This window comes from Leptolyngbya sp. FACHB-8 (assembly GCF_014695575.1).
GTDB lineage: Bacteria > Cyanobacteriota > Cyanobacteriia > Elainellales > Elainellaceae > Vacuolonema.
Genome location: NZ_JACJOO010000041.1, coordinates 1 through 16,548, shown reverse-complemented (window position 1 = coordinate 16,548; position 16,548 = coordinate 1). Strand labels below are relative to the sequence as shown.

Here is a 16,548-nt window from a genome sequence, read left to right as displayed (position 1 = left end):
CAAGTTCCATGCAACTTTGTAAACCCCTTTTCTCAAAAAATTCGAAAATTCCTGCTCCAATATCTCCTAAATCCCTCATATCAAGCTTTTTAACCAATCTCCCAGCTTTAGGTAATCCCAAAATCGTAGATGGAAGGTTTAACGGCCAGAACCGAGCTTACGAGGGGTGCCCTTTTGAGGATGGACATTGGTGAGCTTCCACGTTTCCTCGCCGTGAAATTACTCGGACGAATAAATAGTACCCATAGTGAGGACTGCTTGGGAGAAATTGGGATGCCATAGTTAGTCCAGTTGCCAAGCAGCGCATTCAATACAAGCCCAACGGATGCTGTTAATTCTGCTGACAACGGACTCACTCAATATCACCTAAGAGGACATAACCATGGCTGATACAACCATCTCCCCCGCTCTAGCAGCAGCAAGAGCGCAGCGCGACCAGGTTACGGCAACAGAAACCTATTCCCGTAACATCTTGGGACCTGTGTTCTTCACGCTGTCTGACCTAAAAGTCAATGGAACTACTGGAGAGCCTATGCTTCCTGACTTCGTGGCTCCTGCCCAGTCTCCTTACATCGTGGCAGAGGACGAAGGGATTGTTGCAAGCGCAAAAATTACCTTCAACAAGTCACCCTTGTCTGCTCTGCTGATGTGCCTGGAAACCAAGATTACGATGAACTTTCACTTTGAAGGTCAGGGCAACATTGCTGACGAAGTGGATCAGCCAATCACCATCTATACCAAGAAGGATGAGTACGAATACACCCTGGCACTTCCTGGTACTGCTCAGAAGTGGGAGATGGATCCCGGTCTGTATGTGGTTTCTGCCACTGCGGAGGTTGGCCCTGCCCAGCACAAGTGCAGCCAGTTCGTCCTGGGATATGGATACATCGCTGATGTGCTTCTGCAGGTCTATCAGTCTGTGTAATAACTGAGCCAAGTGACGGCTTGAGGGCTGTCTTCAGGCCGTCACTTAAATCAATTCTTCCCGTTGCTAAATAGAGCTATGAAATGGAGTGTGGAACTGTAGTTCCACACTCCATTTCATAGCTCTATTTAGCAACACTCAATTCTTAAGCTGCACTCAAGCGATCGCCATTATTTCTGCTAAGTCCTGTTTCACAGCCGCTCCAGTTCCTTACTGGAAAAGCCATTGACTGGGCAAATAAAGAGATCTTTGCCAAAAGACTGTGCTTTTTGACGCAATGCAATTGCATCCTTAAGCGGGTACACCAGGATTGGAACCCATTTGTCCTTATAACAACAGACAACGACCTGATGAGACTTATCCCCCTCCGATGGAAGTGGGTTATGCCATGAAGAAATCACTGCAATCTCGCTTTTCGGTAAAACCGTGAATGGATTGAATTGCGACCCTCTACTAGTCGCCAGGTATAAAGTGCAACCTATTAAAATACAAATTTATTGCTCCTCGTTCCAGAAAAGGGTTATGTTCCAGACCTATGAATAAGGATCGTGTATTGAATAACCTGTAATTCTTTTTGTGAGAGGGGCGGCTTTGCCGCCCCTCTCACAAAAAGAATTACAGGTTGTTTTATTTGTGATCCTAAGCATGGAAAAAGGGCACATAGGATTCCTACTCCACCCACACCACCTGTCTAGAAAACAGCCGAGAAATTTTCTTGATAAACACGTATAAAACAATCTGTAATTGTTGCTGTAGGAATGGCGGATTTGCCACCACTTCCACAACAACAATTACAGGTGATTGAATACATGATCTTTAGCGCCCCTAGTAACATCGCGCTGCTTGCTGCACGGCTAGTAATCCTGCTGAAGGATTGTTGCTAGTAGGTGGGGAAACTAAAGCCATTCAGTGACACATTTGCACCTCTGCCCACCGTGCCAAGAAGGCGTTAGCGGTGGGCTTCTTTATGTGGGATGGTTGCCCATGCACTAGGTCGAATACGGTTCTAGAGCAGCGATCGCCCCTCTAGAACACAAGGACGTACGTAGCACACTTACCTTGCAACTCGAAGCAAGATGCAAAGCTACTCCAAACCTTAATTCTGACTGCTTGGTACTAAGCCGCGGAAATCAACCTCTGTTTGAAGGTGGGGGTGCTCGGCACCCTCACCTTCAAACAGAGGAAACCCTAAACCTCGAATACCAGGCTTTCCAGAGTTTTAATCTCCTCATTCTGGGAGTAATCAGCCTCTACATATCTAATGTTAATCGCTGAAAGCCAATACCACAGCCCCCTTGTATCCAGAACGCCCAATCTTCAGGGTTATTGAAGTCTGAGGCTTGCACACGTTCTTCTGCTCCATCACTCCACTCAAATGTCATGTGATCCGAACCAGCAGAATTAGGTGCGTAGTAGGTGCCGACTAATGAATCTCTGCTGGGATTTCCGCTAACAGAACGAATAATCTCCATGGAGAATGAGTCTGTTTCTCCTCTCGTGCTCACGTAGCACTCAAACGTTTCCCTCTGAGTGCCTGTATCAATAGTGCAGTCCCCAAATTCATACACTGGACCCCAAGCGTTGGCTGGGGCAGGGAAAAGGGCAAGAGTTGTCACGGCTCCACAGAGCACTGCAAGTCCAATTTCGCGGATGTTTCTCATGGTTCTGTCTAGGGAGGAGTACTGGAGATCCGTTGGTTCTGCCAGATGACATGGGTCTTCCTAGAATTCCCCGACGCTCTAATTCATCCCCAGAGGTTGTCTATTTCCCTACTGATTTCCCTCATCCATCACCCAATTTCCAATATCTCTGCTGTGTTTTGATTTGATGAGAGAGGAGGATAAGAGCGAGAAGTTGCAAGCTCTATGTGCTGCCGTTGCTGTAGCCTTCCGCTATATATAAGGCTGCGTTTGTGCGTTTGTTCCCTTTAAAGCAGGTTCAAACCCATTGGAAATTCCCCTAGAGACCCGGGCAATTAAGACGCTCGTTTAACATTGAGAGCCCACTCAGGAGAATAAAGCATCGAAGGACTGGAGACCGTCGCGACAGGAGGGTTAACGCTACTTGCAGAAAGATGGCGTAAGTCAAGCCAAAGTTGATAAAACCTTTGCTGTGGAGAAACTGTGATTACTACTTCTACGCCTTCGTTCATAAACGATGAGGCGATCGCTCCTACACGGCTCAGTTCCAGATAGAGTTCCAGTACAACTAAAGCGTGTTCTAAAGGCAAGCCATACCCCATTCGCAAGCTTGAAACATAAACCATCTTCTACAAGCTTCGGCCAAAGGCATAGCCTGCCCCGAATCCACCGAGACCAGCCAATCCTGTCAAAACGGCTTTTTCCGAGAGCTGTCTATCTTCTACACCTTCATGGACAAACGCAGCGGTAGCCAGGAAAAAGAGCGCCCCCACAACCAACCCTTTCACATGTTCAGTCATGGCGATCGCCTCCCCTGCCTATCGCTTCTCGGATCCCTGGCTAAAACCCTATAGAGAGCCTATGAAATATCTGTGAAATTGGCACAGCCTGGCCCAGGGTTTGATGGGCTGTTGTGATGCCCTCTTGGGAGGCGATCGCCCCCTTCCAGGCTTACTCGTGGTCACCCTTGAGACTTTTCAAAACGTACTGTTTTTCCAGATCCTCATGGATGGTGAACTAGTGAAAGCTCTCTATAACGGGCTACTGGTGCGATCGCCGTTAGCAGAGCCGATTGGCAGTAGCAGTTTTGTGCATATCCTATTGCCATCTATCACACTATTCCTGGAAAAGCTCACGATGTCAGACGCTCGCATTACAGCCTTAATGCAATCATTACCCGAAGTTATTCGAGAGAAGTTTGCACAGTTCACGATCAGTTCCAAGAATGACTTGACTGAAGATGATCTGTTAAGCATAAGCACTGCAACCTTTGAGGAGTATCTTGAATTGGGGCAGATCTGGTACTGGTTGAGTGAACTAGGGGAATATGGATTCTCTGGATTGGAACTATGTATCAATGGCAAACGCCGGTGTTACTTACAATCCGAAGGCTTGCCTCTGCTATGGCGTTTCGTGCGGCTACGGCCGATCTGAGCTGCTCAAGATGAGTGCAACATCTAGCATCTGCTGCGCAACTGCTTACAGTCTTTACCTCGCTCCCAACGTAAGCTTCTCAGGGTTAATTTGAAACTGCACACTCGTCTTCCGCTTTTCCGTCAACTCCTGTGCCCCCAAGATGTAACCCTCCTGCTGCAACTCTTCAACGGTACGCCAGAAGATTTGGTTGTTGCGAGACTTGTTGCTCCCCAGCAAATCCAGGTTCTTAAATAGATATTGCTTCGAAACTACCAGGTACTGCCGATCCTGTGGCGAGTCCCACTTTAAGCGACTGGCCAGGTAGACCAGTAACTTCGTCTTATAGTCGTTTTTGGCATTGCTGCCGTGTTTTTGCGTGATGTCAATGTCGCTGGCAAATAGGACATAATCCCCGGTGCGCCCTGTCCCCTCAAAGAACTCCAGGGAGATAGTGTAGGAGTCTGCCAGTTCATAGGTATAGTCCGCCGCCTTCCCCAGATCAAAGTCCCGGGAGAGGTTGTCCATCTTATAGCTCCTGATCCGGAGGATGCTTTTGATCAGAACCTCTGCCCCAATCTTGTTCCCATCCCGCAATGACTTTGCCATCATCAACTCAACGCGGTGTAGAGCCACCAGATCCTGGTTGAGCTGGGACCTGACTCTGGCATGAAAGCTGCCACCCCTGGTTTTGGAGTACCCCAGGCTTTCTAACAAATCATTAGAACGGAAGGTTACTACAGGGCCGTCATCCTGCTCCGCTGCCAGCTTGTAGAGGTACAGCACGATCGCCACCTGACGTGGATTGAGAAACGTCATGAGGGCCACGAACAGCCGCTGGATTTTTCGGTCTTGGATCTTCTCCAGCCCTTTGCCAACGCCCTGAGCCACCAGCGCATCGAAGTTCAGGCTGTCGTATTGGTGCTTGAGTTCCTCCCATTCTTCGGCAGTCAGGTCTTCGAGGGAAACCCGCCGGGTCACCGATACCTCACCAGAGCCATTGGAATCCGCCTCAACCCGCATTTCCAGATAGTATCCATCACGGTCGGAACGCAAAACCGGAAGCTGTACATCAGGATTTTTAGCGGAAGCGGAGGCTCTAGGAAGAACCATGAGTAACTGACCATCAACCGGAAAGGATAGGTTCTTGTCACTCCGACTCATACATAAACCATAGGGTTAGGGGAAATTTTACTCAATGATTCAGGGTGTGTTGAGAGAGTATCGTGGGCCCACAAATTTTAGATAACCTTCATTGCCCTGGATCCAAGCTCCAGCCTTAATTTTTCTTAACACTCTGGACAGAGTTCTATCACTCCGGCGTACATTTTTGAGCCTTTTGTCTATCACTCCGGCGTATAGTTTCGTCTATCACTCCGGCGTATAACGGCCCACTTTTGTCTATCACTCCGGCGTATAGTTTCGTCTATCACTCCGGCGTATAGTTTTTGCAAGTCACTTTTTTAAAAGCTTTACAAATCAAGGGTTTCTAAAATTTCTCTATCACTCCGGCGTATAGTTTTGTCTATCACTCCGGCGTATAACGACCCACTTTTGTCTATCACTCCGGCGTATAGTTTCGTCTATCACTCCGGCGTATTTTTGCCCTGCAACACCGGCGGATCGCCTCACAATGACGATTTTTTAAATGCTCCATGAGGAGTGTTTAAGTGTTAAATAGATTAAAACTCCCTGTTGTGCGGAGACACAGACAGGGAGTTTAACAACTATAAATTGGCTTTGTAAGCCAAGGAGGATGTCTGAACACTTAAGGAATTTATGCTGCCCAAGCGCTCAGATGCTCTACGAAACTGGGTTCAACTTAAAACCCAAAACCCCAGTTTCCCAACCAACAAGTTTCCAGGAAAAGTATGTAACTACCTTTCACGGAGCTTTGTAGAGCATCATAGCAATGCCTGGCACAATCTTGCACAACTTTGTGTAGGAAAAGTTTTGTTTGCCGAGTTTTTGTAACAGAACTTACCGACCTGTTGGGTACAGAGATCGCCAGGATTTGGACAGCACAAGGTAAAAAATCCCGTCTGAGCAAACGCTACAGCTTTGGAACCCTTATGCTTCCCTCACAGAAACCAGCTCCTTTCCAGTATGTTCGGGAAGGCCAAAACCCCTTCCTCGCCCTTTTTCCCCACCGCCTTGATTACATCTGGGCACCCCAACCCCAACCGGGGCACGCCGTCGAGTGGCAAACTGAAAGCCGCCATCCCCTGAGCGATCGCCTGATCGAACAGGGCTCGTTCCTCTACGGTGTCCGATTTGGCAAAGAAACCAGCTATGCCCTGCTAGACATCGACACCGGCAGCCCGTACCACCCAAAGCGTGATCCCTTCGCAATCCGCCGCATTCTAGAGGTCCTGGAACCTTTAGGAATCACTCATAGCCTGAAACTCTTCAGTTCCTACAGCGGGGGTATTCATATCTACTTGCCTTTGGCTCGGGCGCAGAAATCTGGCTCCCTGGCGTTGGCGATCGCCGCGCTGGTCGAACATGCCGGATTCAAGATTGCAGCGGGGCAACTCGAAATCTTCCCCGACCCAAAACCCTACATCCCTAAGGGCAAACCTCAGCTCTATGCAGCCCACCGTCTACCCCTACAAATAGGCTCGTATCTGCTCACAGAAGGATGGGAACCCATCTACAGCCCCCAAGGGGAATTCGTGCGACAGTGGCAGTTCTGCGCCCAGCAGAACGAGGTCACAGAGACGAACATCAAGCGGGTCTTGAAAATCTATCGGCGGCGGCAATACAGAGTTTCTACCAACGCAGCTAAGTTCCTCAACGACCTCCACGCCGAGATCGAGCAAGGTTGGACAGGCCATGGCCAAACCAACCATCTGTTGGGACGTATTGCCATGCGTGAATACATCTTCGGCCACATCCTGGCAGGAGGAGCGCCGCTAGAAGGCAGCGACCTGGTGCAGCAAATTGTCAAGGTTGCAACCGCTCTGCCGGGCTATCAGGATTGGTGCCGACACCAGCACGAGATCCACAAACGGGCCGAGGAATGGGCCCGGTGTGTCGAAACTAGCCGATACTTCCACTACGGCCTGAAGAGCAGCACGGTTAGCACTCTACAGCCGACCTCCGAACCCCAGGAGAAGAAACTATCGTGGAACGAGCAGCAGGCCCAGACAGCTCGGGAGAAGATTCGGCAGGCGATCGCCCAACTGCTCGCCAGTAAAACCCTTCCGGTTGGTACGACTGAGCGATTTAAAGCTCTCGTTCAACACAAGATCAGCGGCAGCACCCTCTATCGCCATCGCGACCTGTGGCACCCCGCCCATCTACAAGAGGCGGTAACGGAAGCTGTGGAAAACCCCCCCCTTCCCCCCCAGTTAGATAGCGGATGGGCGCAATCTTTAGAGGATTACGCCCGGACCGCGAGAAACTTATTGCAAACTGATGGCTGTAATACCCTGCAGGAGAAGGATTTCGGCGATCGCCCACCAGACGAGCTAGCCCCTGGGTGTAATACCAGCGACCCGCCAATGACCATCATCGAGATGGTGCAGGAAACAGCAACGCAAGAGGCCATCGAGAACCATAAACGTATCCGCCTGGAGGGGCAACAACAGCAACACCGGGATCGAATGCGACGGTATTTGGAGTCGGGTGACCCGATTTTGATAGCAGAGGCGCTCGCCTGGATCCAAATTAATGGGATTCCGTAATAGGGATTCAGTCGTTTCCTGCTCTAATCACAACGTTCAATCGCTCCCTCAACCCAGGGAGTAAATCCGAGTGACTGGGATCTCGTGGTCGTAGAAGCGCAACGCGTCAGAATATGGCGGAATGATCGTCCCTCAAGAAAAGGGATGACTTCTGAGCATTGCGGAGCAAAAGAATAGAGATTCTACAATGCAGGAGCTACCCGGCGTTGCCGAAGCGCTGCATCATCGATTTGGCACGTTTGAGGTTGGCGATCTGCTGGCGGTGGTCGTTCTTAGTCTTGGATTCTTCTATAACCGACTGCATGGCCTCAGGATGTGCTTCGCAGTATTCAAACATGGCCTCAATCAGCACTTCGCGGCATAGCCCTTCGCTACGAGCTACGGCTTGCAGGCGATCGCTCACCCCTTGTTCCAGGCGCAACGTACTCTGCTTCGTCTGTAGCCCTACCCCAGGTTCTAGCTTGCTTGAGGTTGGGGTTTGAGGTTTTACCGATGTCGAGGTATTTATTTGAGGCGGATGAGGAGCATTGGTGATGAGAGATGCATCGCGGGGAGGGACAGTGGGGCGTTGGCGTTTCTTCAGGCGTTCAAGGGCGTCGCTCATGGCTGTAGTTTCTCCACGATTTGTTCAAAGGGGTATTGCAGGTCTTTCTGGCCCAGGTCAGCCAGAGATTTGCCCTGACGAACGGCGCTCTTGAATTTCTCAGATTCCCGGATGGAGGCCAGGATGGGGATGTCTCCGGCAAACTCCCGCATTGCTTCGATGTTTTGCCGTCCTTCCAGCGTTTGGGTGTTGCCCACCCAGCGATCGCGGAAGGGGACGATGCCCAAAATTTGCCCTGTGAAAGCCATCAGGCTACTTTGCTCATTGAGGAAGTCGATGGTGTCGATCAGGCTGTTCATGCCTTTAACGTTAGCCTCGACAGGAATGACCACGTACTCAGATGCCCCTACTGCCGTCAGGCAGAGCTGAGAGCGAGATGGTTGCACGTCGATGAGGACGTAGTCGAAAAGGTCGGCCACCGCTTTCAGCCGCAGCTTCAAGATGAAGGCCCCCGTGCCGCTGCTACTCAGGTAATCGGATACTTTGAAGAGGCCACGATCAGCCGGAATGAGAAAAAGATTTTCATAGCTCGTTTCGTAGATGCCGTCTTCGGTGGCGATTTGACCTGTCAGTACCTCAAACAGGCTGGGTTGGTTGGGCTGAACTTCGTGATTGAGGTAGAAAGTCAGATTGGCTTGAGGGTCGGAGTCGATGACTAATACTCGCTCACCCTGTTGAGCCAGCAAAAGGGCTGTGAAGAAGATCGTGGTGGTTTTGCCTTGCCCGCCTGATAAGGAAATGCAGGAACAGGTTCGCATAGTATCAAGATTCGACAGAGAGTGATGCCCAAGCCTATACTTCTGAACTCTTTAATTCAACAAGTCTAGATACCTAGATGTCTAGATTTATCGATTTGTCCAAAATTCGGTATTCCTTAAAGTCCTCAGAGCATATCCTTTCAAGTATTGGGTTGCCCGAATTCTTCATCACAATGTGCAGGTACCAGGAGACCTGGACATCTAAAGATTCCAGACAGATACCTGAATCCCTGGATATCTAAATCTCAGTAGATGCCTATATGAAAAAGGCTTTAGCATTCCACTCAGTAAAATAGTGTAAGAATGGTGTGATAGAGATAAGTATTATTATCTCTATCTAAAACCTGGGCAAAACTCTACTCAATTATGGGTGCTTCGTTTACTGCTGCGGGTTCTGGCATTTGTTATCAATGCAGAAAAGCCGTCCAGAAGGACGGCGATGGAGCAAGGAGTTAGAACGAGCTGGATAGCTACCTACCCGAGGAATTGGAAGACGTTGTTGTTATTCAGATAACCTGTAGGGTTGGCAAGGAACTGAGTGGAAACATCCTGTAGCACAGCTACGACGTCCTGCTGATCCTGATTAACACCAATCGATACCAGAGCTACGTCTGTGACGCTCGAGGTGTTAGCTTTGCCAAACTGTTGTCCCCAAAACACAGGAATGAGCCGATAGTGCGCGGCAAACCCATCCAGTTGAATTGTGTCCTTAGGGCTATCCATTGAGGCCTGGAAATCCGTAATTAGGGCAAACCCAGCAGAGTTCTGAGTATTTAAGAGGTCATCCCCCAAATATGCCTGGTTGCCGAATTCATCGGTCATCATAAACATATCGTTGCCCTTCCCGCCCGTCAGCACATCGTATTCCCGTTCATAGGCGTCGTAGTAGGAGCGCGAACCCCGAATCATATCGTCACCGCCACCACCGGAGATGACATCATCACCACTACCGCCCCACAAAATATCGTGCCCATCACTGCTTTTGTAGTTATGGTCATCTCCCAGGATGGTGTCGTCACCTGCCCCACCAAACACAAAATCATTACCTTTCTGCCCTTTTAATAAGTCATCTCCTGATCCACCGTCGATGACGTCGTGGCCTGCACCGCCCAGAATTTTGTCATTTTGATCGGTTCCATCGATGGTGTTGTTGCCAGAATTACCAGTAATGTTTGCCATGGTTGGGGGGTTCCTTTGTGAATTGAGAGAAGTTGATGATTGAATAGGAATAAACCGTCGAACAGCGTGCGAATCCGTAGGACAACTCAGCCAGGCTCAACTCCAGTTGCAGATGCAAGTCGGAGTCGCTGGAAATAGGGGCCTTGTGAGCCTATTGAGCGTCTTTGGAAGCCTTGTGATGAGAGGGTTTGCTGTGTTTTGTCTTAGCCCTTTCTCATCACTCTTTCACTGTAAGCGGAATCTCAAACGGCGGCGATGGCTAAAAATTAGGGAAAGTTAAGGAGATTTTTAAGGTTACTGTCTACATGAATGTATTCGTTGAGTAGCACTGTTTCTGAGAAGGTCTAAGCCAGATACATCAAAGCCATAGCCGGATTGGCGCTTGGCTTATAGCAGCCTCAGTTCAAGTGGCCATTTAAGTCTGGTTTATGACTGTCTAAATTTATGCTGTCTAATCAGTAAGACTGTCATTGCTTAGAGATATAAGGCTGCCACTGACTGTTAGCCCCAACCACATGGTCTGTTGTGGACGAATCAGTTGGCCTGTGATTGCACAACATTCTTCTCGTTGCGCGATCGCCCTAAATATGGCTCGAATATTATTTTTGGACAATCGCGAAGACTGCGGTGGGATAGGCGACTGTTCTAAGTTTTCCAGAGCATCATCTATAGGAGAAAGAAATTGCCAGGTTTGATCAGACGTTGACTGTATTCGATCAAACGATGCTGGGTGCTCCACAAATTGCCAGAGCACCTCTCGAATGAGAAATTGATACCCTCGCTCGCCCGATATCTCCCGCAGTCGTTCTTTGAGTTCAGGTTCTAAACGGATACTCGTAACTTGCATATCCGGAGTGGTACCTCGTTTGCGTGTATCCATGACTGAAGACCTAAATTTCTACGAAAGGGTGGACAACCTAATACTACAAGTGTAGTATGTAGACATTCAGATTTGTAACACAAATACTACAGCCTTCCATGATACGTACCCTTCCCGCCACCTTAGACAGCGCCATGCAGTGCCGACCCCATTGGGGTTTGGGTAATGCAGTGGTGCTGTTTACGCTTGAGGGTGCTTATCGGTTTGAGGGTAGCAAATCAGCTCGTAAGGACATTAACGTCGCAATTTCCGGAGGACTGAATCCGGATCAATGTAGCCAAAGCGGGAGGTGCAGGGTCAACCTGTCACCCATATAGGGAAAAGAGTATTAACCTTCCCAACCCCCGCTGCTGGTCACCAGAGGCGGGGGTTGTTTTTTGAGGAGTGGCCTTATGCAAGCGCAACAACTGCAGGCTCAACACCAGAGCAGGCAATTACCAGTACTTCAAAACCAGGTAGTAGTGTTTTCAAAGAACTACCTACCCTTGGCCCAGATCAACATCAAACGGGCCGTCGTCCTACTCGTTACAGGGCAGGCAGAATCGCTTGATTTCAGCAGCACCCAGCAGTGGGAGGTCCGCTCTCCAAGTCTCGTACTACAAGTTCCAGAGCACATCCGCCTGACGAGTGGCAATCCGGAGCGGCACTGGAAAGTCCCCCCTGTCAGTCGTCGAGAGGTTTTCCGTCGTGACAACCACACCTGTCAGTACTGCGGCAGCACCAAGCACCTGACGTTAGATCACGTCATTCCCCGCTCAAAGGGCGGGGCTCATACCTGGGATAACGTCGTGACCGCCTGCGAGAAATGCAATTCTCGCAAAGGCGATCGCCTCCTGCATGAAACCTCAATGGTTTTGCGAACAAAACCGAAAGCACCGATGCATCCAGCGATCGCCTTTGCCGATCAGTTCTGGAAGGAACAGCAGTCTAGCAACAACTGACAGCCCTAAAGGAGGGCAGAGGTAAGGCCAATGTTAAAGCTGAATTACACCGAAGTTGGACTGTATATGGAACGGGTGATGGCATCCCTGGAGATGCTTATTGCCCAACGGGTGATGCTAGCTATGCGGCTATCTGGAGCCCTTTGTGTCCAACCTGGACGGGCCTCCTTCCTACTGCCTGCCAACCTCCCTGAACTGGAGCAGTTAGAGATAGCCTTGCAAGGCGAAAGCAATGCCGTTGCCACTGTGACTCCCGTAGATGACGAGTTTGTGGAAATCAGCTTGACCGGAAGCTGGATTGCCGAAAGCAAGGAATCTCATGAGGGGATGTTCTTGGTGCTAATGGGCGATCGCACCGAATTCCTAATTTACAAGCTGTGGCAGATGAGCCAGGTGCATATTTCCTCCCTGGCGTAATGGGCAAAACCCAACGGGAGAGAGCAATAGAAGCCTTTTTCTAGGATTCCTCTCTCCCGTTTCAAAAAAGTTGTAGTACGGGCTTGACAGTTTGTAGTATAATTGTAGCATCAGCACTACAACCACTCACAAAGGCTCTGTAGTAACCCTTCCGAACCTTGAAAACTGAATCGCCACCTTTGGGGATGTAGCTTAGCCCGGCTCAAAGCAGTCGCCTGTCGAGCGAAAGACCGTGGGTTCAAATCCCATCATCCCCGCCTTATCTCCTCTTTGTTAGATGATTTGCATCCAACAGAAAGGATGTTTGTAGCATCGTGGACGAGTAGATAAGTCGCCGTGCCTCTCAAGCATGGAGAAGCGGGTGCAATCCCCGTCGATGCTTCCAATGAGGATGTAGCTCAGATGGACAGAGCGCTTGCTTCCGAGGCAAGTGGTCACAGGTTCAACTCCTGTCATCCTCGTTGCTGTGCCCTAATGCAAGAAGCCTACATACAGTAGAACGATCGATTGAAACCGATAGTTGCTGGTGCAATTCCAGTCCTCGCCACCAACCCTGGCGAGGTAGTTCAACAAAAACAGCTTCTTCAACTTGCACAGTAAGTTAATCTCCAGGTCGCCAAGTGGGAAGGCGTTGGTCTGCAAAACCAATGAGCGAGAGTTCGATTCTCTCCCTGGAGTCCAAGCACTGCAGTGTCACCTAACGGTAAGGTACTCGGCTCATAACCGAGGATATGTGGGTTCGACTCCCACCGCTGCAACCTATGCACAGATGGTGTAACGGCAACATCACGGTCTCCAAAACCGTTGTTCGAGGTTCAAATCCTCGTCTGTGCGTTGTCGTGCCCTAATCGAAAAAGCTTACATACTCGCCTAATGGTAAGGCAACTGTCTCAAAAACAGTCAACTACAGGTTCGACTCCTGTGTGTGAAACAACAGCTTTTTTAACTTGCACGGCATTCACTGTTACTGACTAAAAGAATGTCATTGAGCATCAACTTCAGCATTCCAGTTAGTAATATTCAATCTTCGTGGTGCAGAAGCGAAGTGGTCGAGCGGCACGTCTTTCAAGCGTGTAATTAACGGGTTCGAGTCCCGTCTGCACTGCCAAATCTTGCTCATTGTAGAGCAGCAATCAAGTATAGGTCGGCTCGCCTATCAGCGCGGGCAACTGTCTGTAAAACAGCCGCTTTGTGCCTTGCAGGTGCGACTCCTGCCCGACCTACCAATCATGGAGAGTAAATCGATCGGGCGATCGGCGCTGTTTGCTAAACAGATGGATGAACAATTGTGGTTCGAGTCCACTGCTCTCCGCCTGTCATTTATTGAATGAAGTCACAAAACTACTTCATTCAGATGAACAACTTTTGAGGACGTGGTGTAACTGGATGAACATCTCAGATTACGAACCTGAAGAGTGGGGGTTCAAGTCCCTCCGTCCTCGCCAATTGTGGAGGGCACCGCTGAATGGTCGGCAACTGGCCTTGAAAACCAGGGTAGTCCTTGGGCTAGGGGTTCGATTCCTCTGCTCTCCGCCTTCTTTTTGGGGTGGGCATTGCCTGCTCCATCAAGCTCCAAAAACAAAATGGGAAGTTGGTGAAGCTGGTGCTCACATGCCGCTGAAGACGGCGAGAAGGCAGTTCGATCCTGTCACTTCCCATTCGTTGGATAGCTACGCGACACTCAGCTATCCAGCAGCCTTTGCCCCATAGCTCAATGGCGGAGCGAGCGGCTGTTAACCGCAAGGTTGTAGGTTCAAATCCTACTGGGGCAGCCATTTAATGCCAGATCGACTAACGGCAGGTCGCAGTGCTCTGAACACTGAAATGCAGGTTCAACCCCTGCTCTGGCATCCAATGCCCTGTGGTGTAACTGGCAACATCCCGCTCTTTGAAAGCGAAGTTCTAGGTTCAAACCCTGGCGGGGCAGTTGGGAGGTAAGGAGGTTTCTGCATAAGAATTTACCCAGAATGTTGGTGCTTTGCCCGCGAAGCGGGCAAAGCACCAACATTCTGGGGGTAATTTCATTACTGGAAATCTCCTAAACAGTCGCCTGGGTTAAATCCCCTGTGGACTTCCCATTTCTCACTCCTGTAGCCCAATCGGAAGAGGCGGCTGTCTCAAAAACAGTCTCGTGTGGGTTCAACTCCCACCAGGAGTACCAATTGCGCTGCTGTAGCCCAACTGGAAGAGGTGCCGGCCTTAGAAACCGGAGGTTGTGGGTTCAAATCCCACCAGCAGTACCAACTATCGGGATGTAATTCAGCGGTCAGAAGCCTTGGTTTGGGGCCAAGGAGTCGTGGGTTCAAATCCTACCATCCCGACCATTTGCCCATACTTTTTTGGGACATGAGAATTGCACTTTCACGTCTCAAAATCAAAAACCATTGCCCTTGTGATGCAACTGGCAGACATGCCGTGGTCAGAACGCGGTTTTTGTGGGTTCAAATCCCACCAAGGGTACTGATGCTCCTGTGGCGAAACGGAAAACGCACTAGACCGAGGATCTAGTTTTTTGTGGGTTCGACTCCCATCAGGAGTACCAATCAAGCACCGAAGGCGGAAGTGATCGACGCACCCACCCGATAAGTGGGTAATTAGCAAGTTTGAGTCTTGCTCGGTGTACCAAAACTATCTGGGTGTGGTGCAGTGGGAGCACGCCAGTTCGGGGAACTGGAGGTCGTAGGTTCAATCCCTACCACTCAGACCACCTTGGGTCGTTGGCAGAGCGGATATGCAGCCGCCTTTTAAGCGGAACGATTCAGGTTCAACCCCTGAGCGACCCACCCTTGGGCTGTTAGCTCAGTTGGTAGAGCAGCCGCCTCTTAAGCGGAAGTGCGTAGGTTCAAAGCCTACACAGCCCACCAAAGATGCCCCTGTGACGCAATTGGCAGACGTGTCTGGCTTAAACCCAGAATCTTTGCGAGTTCGAATCTCGCTGGGGGCATAGCGGGGATAGAGCAAGAGCGGCTCGGCAGTCTCATAAGCTGCAATCGGTGAGTGCAACTCTCACCCCCGCGACCAAATGCAGGTGTGATGTAAAGAAACATAAGGCTCTCGTACAGCCTTCATGCAGGTTCAAATCCTGCCGCCTGCTCCAAATGCAGATGTGGTGTAGTCGGTCAGCATCAGGATTTGGTATGTCCTGGACGCGAGTTCAAGCCTCGCCATCTGCTTGTGCTGGTGTAGCTCAGCCGGTAGAGCAATCGCCTTGTATGCGATCCGGTACGGATCAGCTTCGCTGCGCGCGCGCAGGTTCAATTCCTGTCACCAGCCTCAGAATGCGATTGTGGTGCAGTGGCAAGCACCCCTGGCTTCCAACCAGGAGACACGAGTTCGAGTCTCGTCAATCGCTCCAACGCGAGTGTGGTGTAAGGGCTAACACCGGAGTATGCCAATCTCCAGATGCGAGTTCGAGTCTCGCCATTCGCTCTCGTGGTCCTGTAGCTCAACGGTGGAGCAACTGTCCTACAAACAGAGGGTTGCAGGTTCAAATCCTGCCAGGACTACCAATCAGTGGGAGTGTCGCCTAATGGATGAGGGCATCAATCTTCTAAATCGACTTGTGTAGGTTCGATTCCTACCACTCCTGCCAAACATGGGTTCGTAGCTCTAACTGGGAGAGCGCCTGTCTTGCACACAGGAGGCTGTGGGTTCAAATCCCACCGGATCCACTATGGTGCCTAAAGTCAAAGTGGTCGAGACACCAGCCCGTGAAGCTGGACATTAACGGGTTCAAGCCCCGTTAGGCACCCTCCTATAAAACCGAGACCACGAGTGAGACCAAATCACAACGCTCAGGTTCTATAGAAAAGCAGCACAATTATCATCATTTACAGCGCTTAAAAAGCGCTGTAAACCTGGTTGTTTTTGTGAGAGACGTGCAGAGCACGTCTCTCACAAAAACAACCGTGGCTGATTCAAGCGCAAAGCGCTACAGGAATGGATGGTTGCCGAGCCATACCATTGCACAAGCAATACTCAACCAAAAGCCTTCCTCAGATTGAGGAAGGTTTTTGGTTGAGTATTACCCTGGCACTGAGCTATTTTCCCGTGGGGCAACCCCCAAAGTATCTTCGCCGCTGGTCTGTTTCACACCTCAGTT

Annotated in this window: 13 protein-coding genes and 32 tRNA genes; 37 read left to right on the top strand and 8 right to left on the bottom strand. The window is 50.1% G+C overall.

Annotated elements, in window-relative coordinates; all coding sequences use genetic code 11:
- Positions 1–382: 382 nt before the first annotated feature.
- Complete coding sequence (locus tag H6F91_RS08905) at positions 383–925, top strand: hypothetical protein (protein WP_190775257.1); 543 nt, start codon at positions 383–385, stop codon at positions 923–925.
- Between the two features lie 1,250 nt (positions 926–2,175).
- On the opposite strand, the gene H6F91_RS28250 is transcribed toward H6F91_RS08905, so the two are convergent.
- The 3 genes from H6F91_RS28250 to H6F91_RS08890 all read right to left on the bottom strand — a co-directional run bounded on the left by H6F91_RS28250 (position 2,176) and on the right by H6F91_RS08890 (position 3,365).
- Positions 2,176–2,307 (bottom strand): hypothetical protein, encoded by a 132-nt coding sequence (locus H6F91_RS28250; RefSeq protein ID WP_277874372.1) that lies wholly within the window; start codon positions 2,305–2,307, stop codon positions 2,176–2,178.
- Between the two features lie 593 nt (positions 2,308–2,900).
- Positions 2,901–3,191: a hypothetical protein gene (locus H6F91_RS08895; protein WP_190775259.1), complete on the bottom strand. Its 291-nt coding sequence runs from the start codon at positions 3,189–3,191 to the stop codon at positions 2,901–2,903.
- A 3-nt stretch (positions 3,192–3,194) separates the two neighbouring features.
- Entirely contained in the window at positions 3,195–3,365 is a 171-nt protein-coding gene (locus H6F91_RS08890; protein WP_190775260.1) for a hypothetical protein, read from the bottom strand.
- Positions 3,366–3,468: 103 nt separating this feature from the next.
- On the opposite strand from H6F91_RS08890, the gene H6F91_RS08885 reads away from it, so the two are divergent.
- Entirely contained in the window at positions 3,469–3,999 is a 531-nt protein-coding gene (locus H6F91_RS08885; protein ID WP_190775261.1) for a hypothetical protein, read from the top strand.
- A gap of 54 nt (positions 4,000–4,053) precedes the next feature.
- Here H6F91_RS08885 and H6F91_RS08880 read toward each other — a convergent pair whose 3' ends face one another.
- Positions 4,054–5,142 carry a hypothetical protein gene (locus H6F91_RS08880; RefSeq protein ID WP_190775262.1) on the bottom strand — a complete coding sequence of 363 codons (1,089 nt, stop codon included), beginning with the start codon at positions 5,140–5,142 and terminating at the stop codon, positions 4,054–4,056.
- Between the two features lie 908 nt (positions 5,143–6,050).
- Between H6F91_RS08880 and H6F91_RS08875 the strand changes: the two genes are divergently transcribed.
- Positions 6,051–7,667 carry a hypothetical protein gene (locus H6F91_RS08875; protein WP_190775263.1) on the top strand — a complete coding sequence of 539 codons (1,617 nt, stop codon included), beginning with the start codon at positions 6,051–6,053 and terminating at the stop codon, positions 7,665–7,667.
- Positions 7,668–7,863: 196 nt separating this feature from the next.
- Here H6F91_RS08875 and H6F91_RS08870 read toward each other — a convergent pair whose 3' ends face one another.
- The 4 genes from H6F91_RS08870 to H6F91_RS08855 all read right to left on the bottom strand — a co-directional run bounded on the left by H6F91_RS08870 (position 7,864) and on the right by H6F91_RS08855 (position 11,088).
- Positions 7,864–8,271: a hypothetical protein gene (locus tag H6F91_RS08870; protein ID WP_190775264.1), complete on the bottom strand. Its 408-nt coding sequence runs from the start codon at positions 8,269–8,271 to the stop codon at positions 7,864–7,866.
- A complete protein-coding gene (locus tag H6F91_RS08865) occupies positions 8,268–9,029 on the bottom strand; it encodes a ParA family protein (RefSeq protein WP_190775265.1) in 762 nt (253 codons plus the stop codon). The genes H6F91_RS08870 and H6F91_RS08865 overlap by 4 nt, the downstream gene beginning before the upstream one ends.
- A 474-nt stretch (positions 9,030–9,503) precedes the next feature.
- Positions 9,504–10,208: a hypothetical protein gene (locus tag H6F91_RS08860; RefSeq protein WP_190775266.1), complete on the bottom strand. Its 705-nt coding sequence runs from the start codon at positions 10,206–10,208 to the stop codon at positions 9,504–9,506.
- Between the two features lie 451 nt (positions 10,209–10,659).
- Positions 10,660–11,088 (bottom strand): hypothetical protein, encoded by a 429-nt coding sequence (locus tag H6F91_RS08855; protein WP_190775267.1) that lies wholly within the window; start codon positions 11,086–11,088, stop codon positions 10,660–10,662.
- Positions 11,089–11,495: 407 nt separating this feature from the next.
- On the opposite strand from H6F91_RS08855, the gene H6F91_RS08850 reads away from it, so the two are divergent.
- The 34 genes from H6F91_RS08850 to H6F91_RS08685 all read left to right on the top strand — a co-directional run bounded on the left by H6F91_RS08850 (position 11,496) and on the right by H6F91_RS08685 (position 16,197).
- Positions 11,496–12,029, top strand: coding sequence for an HNH endonuclease (locus H6F91_RS08850; RefSeq protein WP_190775269.1), 534 nt, complete (start codon positions 11,496–11,498; stop codon positions 12,027–12,029).
- A 30-nt stretch (positions 12,030–12,059) separates the two neighbouring features.
- Entirely contained in the window at positions 12,060–12,446 is a 387-nt protein-coding gene (locus tag H6F91_RS08845; protein WP_190775268.1) for an alr0857 family protein, read from the top strand.
- A 181-nt stretch (positions 12,447–12,627) separates the two neighbouring features.
- Positions 12,628–12,703: transfer RNA gene (locus H6F91_RS08840), tRNA-Asp, on the top strand.
- 51 nt (positions 12,704–12,754) lie between these two features.
- Positions 12,755–12,831: transfer RNA gene (locus H6F91_RS08835), tRNA-Glu, on the top strand.
- 2 nt (positions 12,832–12,833) lie between these two features.
- Positions 12,834–12,907 (top strand) — tRNA-Arg (locus tag H6F91_RS08830).
- 145 nt (positions 12,908–13,052) lie between these two features.
- Positions 13,053–13,127, top strand: a tRNA-Cys gene (locus H6F91_RS08825).
- 5 nt (positions 13,128–13,132) lie between these two features.
- Positions 13,133–13,204, top strand: a tRNA-Met gene (locus H6F91_RS08820).
- Between the two features lie 5 nt (positions 13,205–13,209).
- Positions 13,210–13,280: transfer RNA gene (locus H6F91_RS08815), tRNA-Trp, on the top strand.
- A 24-nt stretch (positions 13,281–13,304) separates the two neighbouring features.
- Positions 13,305–13,377 (top strand) — tRNA-Leu (locus H6F91_RS08810).
- 100 nt (positions 13,378–13,477) lie between these two features.
- Positions 13,478–13,554, top strand: a tRNA-Glu gene (locus H6F91_RS08805).
- Between the two features lie 33 nt (positions 13,555–13,587).
- Positions 13,588–13,672, top strand: a tRNA-Tyr gene (locus H6F91_RS08800).
- Between the two features lie 141 nt (positions 13,673–13,813).
- A tRNA-Arg gene (locus tag H6F91_RS08795) sits at positions 13,814–13,891 on the top strand.
- 255 nt (positions 13,892–14,146) lie between these two features.
- Positions 14,147–14,221, top strand: a tRNA-Asn gene (locus H6F91_RS08790).
- A gap of 5 nt (positions 14,222–14,226) precedes the next feature.
- A tRNA-Gln gene (locus H6F91_RS08785) sits at positions 14,227–14,300 on the top strand.
- A gap of 1 nt (position 14,301) precedes the next feature.
- Positions 14,302–14,373, top strand: a tRNA-Gln gene (locus tag H6F91_RS08780).
- A gap of 157 nt (positions 14,374–14,530) precedes the next feature.
- A tRNA-Leu gene (locus tag H6F91_RS08775) sits at positions 14,531–14,607 on the top strand.
- A gap of 5 nt (positions 14,608–14,612) precedes the next feature.
- Positions 14,613–14,689: transfer RNA gene (locus H6F91_RS08770), tRNA-Leu, on the top strand.
- 5 nt (positions 14,690–14,694) lie between these two features.
- Positions 14,695–14,770 (top strand) — tRNA-Pro (locus tag H6F91_RS08765).
- Positions 14,771–14,832: 62 nt separating this feature from the next.
- Positions 14,833–14,906, top strand: a tRNA-Leu gene (locus H6F91_RS08760).
- 5 nt (positions 14,907–14,911) lie between these two features.
- Positions 14,912–14,988: transfer RNA gene (locus tag H6F91_RS08755), tRNA-Leu, on the top strand.
- Between the two features lie 90 nt (positions 14,989–15,078).
- Positions 15,079–15,153, top strand: a tRNA-Pro gene (locus H6F91_RS08750).
- A gap of 4 nt (positions 15,154–15,157) precedes the next feature.
- Positions 15,158–15,229 (top strand) — tRNA-Lys (locus H6F91_RS08745).
- A gap of 5 nt (positions 15,230–15,234) precedes the next feature.
- A tRNA-Lys gene (locus tag H6F91_RS08740) sits at positions 15,235–15,310 on the top strand.
- A 5-nt stretch (positions 15,311–15,315) separates the two neighbouring features.
- Positions 15,316–15,390, top strand: a tRNA-Leu gene (locus tag H6F91_RS08735).
- A 2-nt stretch (positions 15,391–15,392) separates the two neighbouring features.
- A tRNA-Met gene (locus H6F91_RS08730) sits at positions 15,393–15,463 on the top strand.
- 7 nt (positions 15,464–15,470) lie between these two features.
- Positions 15,471–15,543, top strand: a tRNA-Thr gene (locus H6F91_RS08725).
- Between the two features lie 3 nt (positions 15,544–15,546).
- Positions 15,547–15,619, top strand: a tRNA-Thr gene (locus H6F91_RS08720).
- Positions 15,620–15,622: 3 nt separating this feature from the next.
- Positions 15,623–15,719: transfer RNA gene (locus H6F91_RS08715), tRNA-Thr, on the top strand.
- Between the two features lie 7 nt (positions 15,720–15,726).
- A tRNA-Gly gene (locus H6F91_RS08710) sits at positions 15,727–15,801 on the top strand.
- A 2-nt stretch (positions 15,802–15,803) separates the two neighbouring features.
- A tRNA-Gly gene (locus H6F91_RS08705) sits at positions 15,804–15,875 on the top strand.
- A gap of 5 nt (positions 15,876–15,880) precedes the next feature.
- A tRNA-Val gene (locus H6F91_RS08700) sits at positions 15,881–15,955 on the top strand.
- 6 nt (positions 15,956–15,961) lie between these two features.
- Positions 15,962–16,038, top strand: a tRNA-Arg gene (locus tag H6F91_RS08695).
- A 5-nt stretch (positions 16,039–16,043) separates the two neighbouring features.
- Positions 16,044–16,117, top strand: a tRNA-Ala gene (locus tag H6F91_RS08690).
- Between the two features lie 5 nt (positions 16,118–16,122).
- Positions 16,123–16,197: transfer RNA gene (locus H6F91_RS08685), tRNA-His, on the top strand.
- Positions 16,198–16,548 lie beyond the last annotated feature (351 nt).

Coding starts and splice junctions, on each gene's coding strand:
- H6F91_RS08905 (WP_190775257.1), top strand. CDS start 383: ATGGCTGATACAACCATCTCCCCCGCTCTAGCAGCAGCAAGAGCGCAG.
- H6F91_RS28250 (WP_277874372.1), bottom strand. CDS start 2,307: ATGACATTTGAGTGGAGTGATGGAGCAGAAGAACGTGTGCAAGCCTCA.
- H6F91_RS08895 (WP_190775259.1), bottom strand. CDS start 3,191: ATGGTTTATGTTTCAAGCTTGCGAATGGGGTATGGCTTGCCTTTAGAA.
- H6F91_RS08890 (WP_190775260.1), bottom strand. CDS start 3,365: ATGACTGAACATGTGAAAGGGTTGGTTGTGGGGGCGCTCTTTTTCCTG.
- H6F91_RS08885 (WP_190775261.1), top strand. CDS start 3,469: ATGGGCTGTTGTGATGCCCTCTTGGGAGGCGATCGCCCCCTTCCAGGC.
- H6F91_RS08880 (WP_190775262.1), bottom strand. CDS start 5,142: ATGAGTCGGAGTGACAAGAACCTATCCTTTCCGGTTGATGGTCAGTTA.
- H6F91_RS08875 (WP_190775263.1), top strand. CDS start 6,051: ATGCTTCCCTCACAGAAACCAGCTCCTTTCCAGTATGTTCGGGAAGGC.
- H6F91_RS08870 (WP_190775264.1), bottom strand. CDS start 8,271: ATGAGCGACGCCCTTGAACGCCTGAAGAAACGCCAACGCCCCACTGTC.
- H6F91_RS08865 (WP_190775265.1), bottom strand. CDS start 9,029: ATGCGAACCTGTTCCTGCATTTCCTTATCAGGCGGGCAAGGCAAAACC.
- H6F91_RS08860 (WP_190775266.1), bottom strand. CDS start 10,208: ATGGCAAACATTACTGGTAATTCTGGCAACAACACCATCGATGGAACC.
- H6F91_RS08855 (WP_190775267.1), bottom strand. CDS start 11,088: ATGGATACACGCAAACGAGGTACCACTCCGGATATGCAAGTTACGAGT.
- H6F91_RS08845 (WP_190775268.1), top strand. CDS start 12,060: ATGTTAAAGCTGAATTACACCGAAGTTGGACTGTATATGGAACGGGTG.